The following is a 5,435-nucleotide window of genomic DNA, read 5'->3' on the forward strand; positions in this document are numbered from 1 at the left end:
CGGACAGGTGCCTCAAGTCGGGAAACCCGCCCACGGCACTGTCCTCCCCAACGCACTGGCTCCTTTTGATTTTTGACTTCCCCTTGTGGGGCGCTCACATTTTGCACCAGGAAAAATGAATGTCCAAACCACAACTACGTGCAAGGGGAATCAATCGCTCAATATCAACTAAAAGAATCTCCCAAATTTATCTGTTCTCTTCTCTTCTTTGCGCCCTTTGCGTCTTTGCGGTTCGTTTTTTTCAATGCCATCTCTAAAATATAAATTAAAACCAATTTTACGAACTTTTCAACATTTCAGTTGGAAAACACTCTTCTTTCCCACACTACTCATAACATTAATTCTCACGTTCTTGCTAGACTTAGCCCTTGGCTCAGTCCACATACCTTTAACCCAAGTCATTACAATCCTACTAAACGGAGAACCCGAAAAAGCAACTTGGACTAATATTATTCTGAAATTTCGCTTACCCAAAGCCTTAACCGCAACCCTTGCTGGTGCAGCTTTAGGCGTGAGTGGGTTGCAAATGCAAACACTTTTTAAAAACCCTTTAGCAGGACCTTTTGTATTAGGAATTAGTTCCGGTGCTTCTTTAGGAGTCGCGTTGGTGGTGTTAGCAACCAGTGTAACGGGTGCGGGTACGTTGTTCAAAGATTTAGGGGTGATTGGCGATTTTGGTTTAGTTGTGGCGGCGAGTCTGGGTGCAGCAGCAGTGTTGGGGTTAGTGTTACTTGTTTCTCACCGCGTCGAAGACACGATGACGCTATTGATTTTAGGATTGTTGTTTGGCTATGCAACCAGTGCTATTGTCAGTATCTTGCTGCATTTGAGTGAAAGTCAGCAAATCCAATCATACTTACTGTGGACTTTTGGCAGTTTTGGTGGTGTCACCTGGCAACAAATGCTAGTTCTAGCGCCTGTGGTACTGATAGCGTTGTTAATTTCGTTGATGCTATCCAAACCTTTGAATGCACTCCTTCTGGGTGAAGCTTATGCTCGCAGTCTCGGTTTAGGTGTAGAAGAAGTCAGATTTTGGATTCTTATCACTTGTTCCATCTTAGCAGGTGCGATTACCGCCTTTTGTGGACCGATCGCCTTTTTAGGTGTAGCAGTTCCTCACCTTTGTCGCAGTCTGTTCAATACTTGTGAACATCGGGTGTTAGTCCCTGCTGTGACTTTCATGGGTGCAATTTTGGCGTTAATTGCAGATTTGATCTCACAGCTACCGGGAAGTGAGATAGTGTTACCTTTGAATTCTGTTACCGCTTTGATAGGAACTCCTGTTGTGACTTGGGTGATTTTGCGTCGTCACTCTCGCACATCTTTTCCGAAATGAATGGGGTGTAAGGGGGTAAGGGTGTAAGGGTATAGGGGAAGATTTGTTGGGTTTTACTACGTTCAACCCAACCTACAATTCTCCTTAACAACAACCGTATTGCCACAGCACTTGCTTAGCGCGCTTTGCGCTAATTTCCGTAAAAAGCCGTAGGTATCTGTCTGTCCCACGGCTTGTAGTTGTCTGACTCCCTCACAAAGAGTGTATTTCTTGAGAGTTATAGCAGTTGCCAGGTAGATTAGGACATGAACTAATGAGAAAATACTGACACCACGAGACTTTCAAGGCTGTTAAGAGTTAAGCCTTCGGGTGTTCCCTGTTAAGCGTTCCCTGTTCCCTGCTATAAGAAACACACTCTTTGTAAGTGGGTTAAGCATTACTCAAATTCACTTTAACAATCATATCGTTGTAATCCTTATCACCCCCACTTGCTAAATCTTCAAAGCCAAAGGTGTTATTTCCCAACAAGCGAATATGGTCAGCCTTATCTGAGTTAGCTCCTAAGAAGGAAAAATACACTGCAGGGTCGTTATTTGGATTTCCATCTAAAATTGCATCTGGCGTACCATTAGAAATAATGAATGGTGCCAAGAGTGAACCAGGGCTAAGATTATGTGTGAATGTAGCAGTACTTTGGTTGGCGACTGTTAAGTCAATACCTGGAACACGTCGCTGCACTGCAGCTTGAGCATAACCTGCATCACCAGGACGCAAGTCCACTGTGCCGTTACCATCAAGATCAATACCACCATTCGCATCAGCCACTTGATAAAAGCCAACGAAATCGTTATTCCTTGCTTCTCTGTTTAAGACAAAGTCTGCTTTGACCTGAGTTGAACCGTAGCGCAAATCAATCAGTTCTCCAAAAGGATTTCCCTGAAGACCAGCACCCAGAGGTAAGGATTGATTTGTTGCCTTAACCTTCACTACCAGATTTTGGAAGTCGGAATTGTTGCTATTTGATGCATCATTCAAAGCCAATGTAAACTCACCATTCCCCAAGTTTGTCACTTTTTGCGTTAAGGGGTTGGAAAAGATGAGGTCTTTGGCAGAGGTTGAACCACCTTGCACAGCGTCAATACTGCTATTGTTGACTAAGAAGAATTGCAGACGCGCCCCTGAATTAAATGCAAGTAGACGTGTTAAGTCAGTATTAAACCCATTGGGATTATCGGTAATGGCTGAGAAAATAGTCTTGGCTCTTGAAAGTGCAGCTTGGGCATAATTTTCTGCACCAGGAGCAATACCATTAATTGTTCCTTGGTCATCGTCAACTACAAACACTCCCAGTTCATTCACCTGATTAGAATTGGCTTTGTTGAGAGTGACTTCAAGTTGTGGGTTGCTGCCTTCTAACTGGAAAATGTTGTTAGAAGTTTGTTTGAGGGTAGAAGCAACTTTGCCGTTATAAAAGTTGGGAGGAGGGGTGGCAGGATTGATGGGAGAGATGACACTACCAATGCTAATTGCAGCAGTGTCAGTCGCACTGCTAAAGGCAGTCGCGCCACCGTTGACGGTAGTGTCCGCAGTGCTGCCGTTGGTACCAGTGGTTTGGTCCCACGCACGGAAAGTCAAAGCATTGCTGATGGTGCCATTGAAGTTGGCATTGGGCTGGAAGTAAATACGGGTGTTAGCATCAGCCGCCAATAGACGGGCGTTGGTGTTGGATACAACTCCTAAAGCTGCCCAGTTATTGCCATTGTCGGTGCTGTAGAAGAAGGTGCCGTTGGTAGTGTCAGCATTTGCGATCGCAACACCTGTGAGTGGATTAGTGTCCGGATCGGTGACGTTACCATTAGCACCCAAACTCACCAACGAAGAAACAAGCGTGCCAACTGCCCCTATGGGTGCGCCTGCATTTTTGTCAATGGCAGTTAGAGTGACGTTGGTGTCACGCAGGATAGGAGCATCATTGACGGCATCAACGGTGATTGCAACAGCGTCAGTTGCAATGCTAAAGGCAGTAGTGCCACCGTTAAGGGTGGTGTTCGCAGTGCTGCCGTTGGTACCACTGGTTTGATCCCAAGCACGGAAAGTTAGGGCATTGCTGATCGAGCCATTGAAGTTGGCGGTGGGTTGGAAGTAAAGGCGAGTGGTTCCATTAGCCGCCAATAGGCGGGCGTTGGTGTCGGACACAGCTCCTAAAGCTGCCCAGCTACTGCCATCATCGGTGCTGTAGAACCAACTGCCGTTGGTAGTGTTCGCATTTGTGATGGCAATACCTGTAAGTGCATTACCTGTAGATCCATTACCTGTAGTTACATTGTTGTCTGAGTCGGTGACGTTAACACCAAGACTGACTAAGGAGGAAACAAGGGTACCAACTGGTCCTGTGGGTGCGCCTGCATCTTCAACTGTGCTTAGGAAGAGGTTGGTGTCAAGCAGGATAGGAGCATTATTGACGGCGTTGATGGTAATTGTGCTAGTGTTAACCCCAGTGCTAAAAGCAGTAGCAATTCCGTTGAGGGTGGTGTCCGCAGTACTGCCGTTGGTACCAGTGGTTTGGTCCCACGCACGAAAGGTTAAAACATTCTCGATGCTGCCATTAAAGTTGCCGTTGGGCTGGAAGTAAATCCGGGTGCTTGCATTAGCCGCCAATAGGCGAGCGTTGGTGTCGGATAAAATGCCTACAGGTATCCAGCTGCTGCCGTTGTTGGTGCTGTAGAACCAATTGCCGTTGGTATTGTTAGCATTTGTGATCGCAATACCTGTGAGTGCATTGCTGTCTGGATCGATGACGTTATCACCAAGACGGACTAGGGAGGAAACAAGGGTTCCAACTGCGCCTATGGGTGCGCCTACATTTTGGTTAATTGCAGTTAGGGTGATATTAGCTTCACTGAGGGTAGGAGCATCATTGACGGAATTGATCGTAATTCCTCCAGCGCCAGTTGTACTGCTAAAAGCAGTAGTGCCACCACTAATGGTGGTGTTCGCAATGCTTGTGTTGGTACCAGTGGTTTGGTCCCAGGCACGGAAGGTGAGGGCATTGTTGATGGTCCCATTAAAGTTGGCTTTGGGCTGAAAGTAAATGCGGGTAATTCCATCAGCCGCCAATAAGCGAGCGTTAGTATTAGATACCAACTCTAAAGGTGCCCAGCTGTTGCCATCGTCAGCGCTGTAAAAGAAGTTGCCATTGGTATTGTCAGCATTTGTGATCGCAACACCTCTAAGTGCATTGCTGTCTGGATCGATGACGTTATCAGCCGTGACTAAGGAGGAAATAAGGGTACCAACTGGTCCTGTGGGTTCACCTGCGTCTTCATCAATCGCAGTTAGGGTGAGGTTGGTGTTATTGAGGGTAGGAGCACTATTAACGGCATTGACGGTAATTGCTGCAGTGTTAATCCCAGTGCTAAAGGCAGTCGCCTCACCGTTGAGTGTTGTATCCGCAGTGCTGCCGTTGGTACCAGTGGTTTGGTCCCACGCATGGAAAGCCAGAGCATTGGCAATAGGACTAGGACTACTGAAGGCGGGGTTGGGCTGGAAGTAAACGCGGGTGATTGCATCAGCCGCTAATAGGCGAGCGTTGTTATCGGAGACAGACCCCAAAGCTGCCCAGTTGGTGCCATTGTTGATGGTGTAGAACCAATTGCCATTGGTAGTGTCAGTGTTTGTAATGGCAATACCTGTGAGTGCATCGGGGTCTTGGTCAATAACGTTACCACCAAGCGTCACTAAGGAGAAAATTGGGGTACCAACTGCCCCTATGGGTGCGCCTGCATTTTGGTTAACGGCACTCAGGATGACCTCAGTATTATTGAGGATGGGAGCACTATTGAGTACATATGGATACGCTTCCGTAACCTCAGCGCTTAATGCCAGTGGTTGATTTGAAATGTTGCCAATGTTGACTTCTAGGTTCCAATCACCCCCCAAAATAGCATTGCCAGTCAGGTTGGCGGAGGCGGCAACATTTGCTTTGGTGAGTTGGTGTAGCTTGGTGATGAATTCTTCCCCAGCATCACCTGCAGCCACATGGCAACCATATAAGAAAAGGGAGGGAACTGGAGAGAACCGAAGGTGAGAATCTAGTGAGCCAGCGCGTTGGGGAGCCACTGCCGTGCGCGGGTTCCCCGCGTTGAGGCATGTGGCGTGA

At 47.2% G+C, this 5,435-nt stretch carries 2 protein-coding genes; one reads left to right on the forward strand and one right to left on the reverse strand.

Going from position 1 to position 5,435, the window contains the following annotated elements; genetic code table 11:
* Nucleotides 1-244 precede the first annotated feature (244 nt).
* Nucleotides 245-1,336 carry an iron chelate uptake ABC transporter family permease subunit gene (locus AC5590_RS15245; RefSeq protein WP_169268835.1) on the forward strand — a complete coding sequence of 364 codons (1,092 nt, stop codon included), beginning with the start codon at nucleotides 245-247 and terminating at the stop codon, nucleotides 1,334-1,336.
* A 369-nt stretch (nucleotides 1,337-1,705) separates the two neighbouring features.
* Here the strand turns inward: AC5590_RS15245 and AC5590_RS15250 are convergent.
* Nucleotides 1,706-5,435: DUF4347 domain-containing protein (locus AC5590_RS15250; RefSeq protein ID WP_248277430.1), on the reverse strand; the 3,730-nt coding region annotated here is incomplete at its 5' end.

It is taken from the genome of Brasilonema octagenarum UFV-OR1, assembly GCF_963888615.1.
Lineage (GTDB): Bacteria > Cyanobacteriota > Cyanobacteriia > Cyanobacteriales > Nostocaceae > Brasilonema > Brasilonema sennae.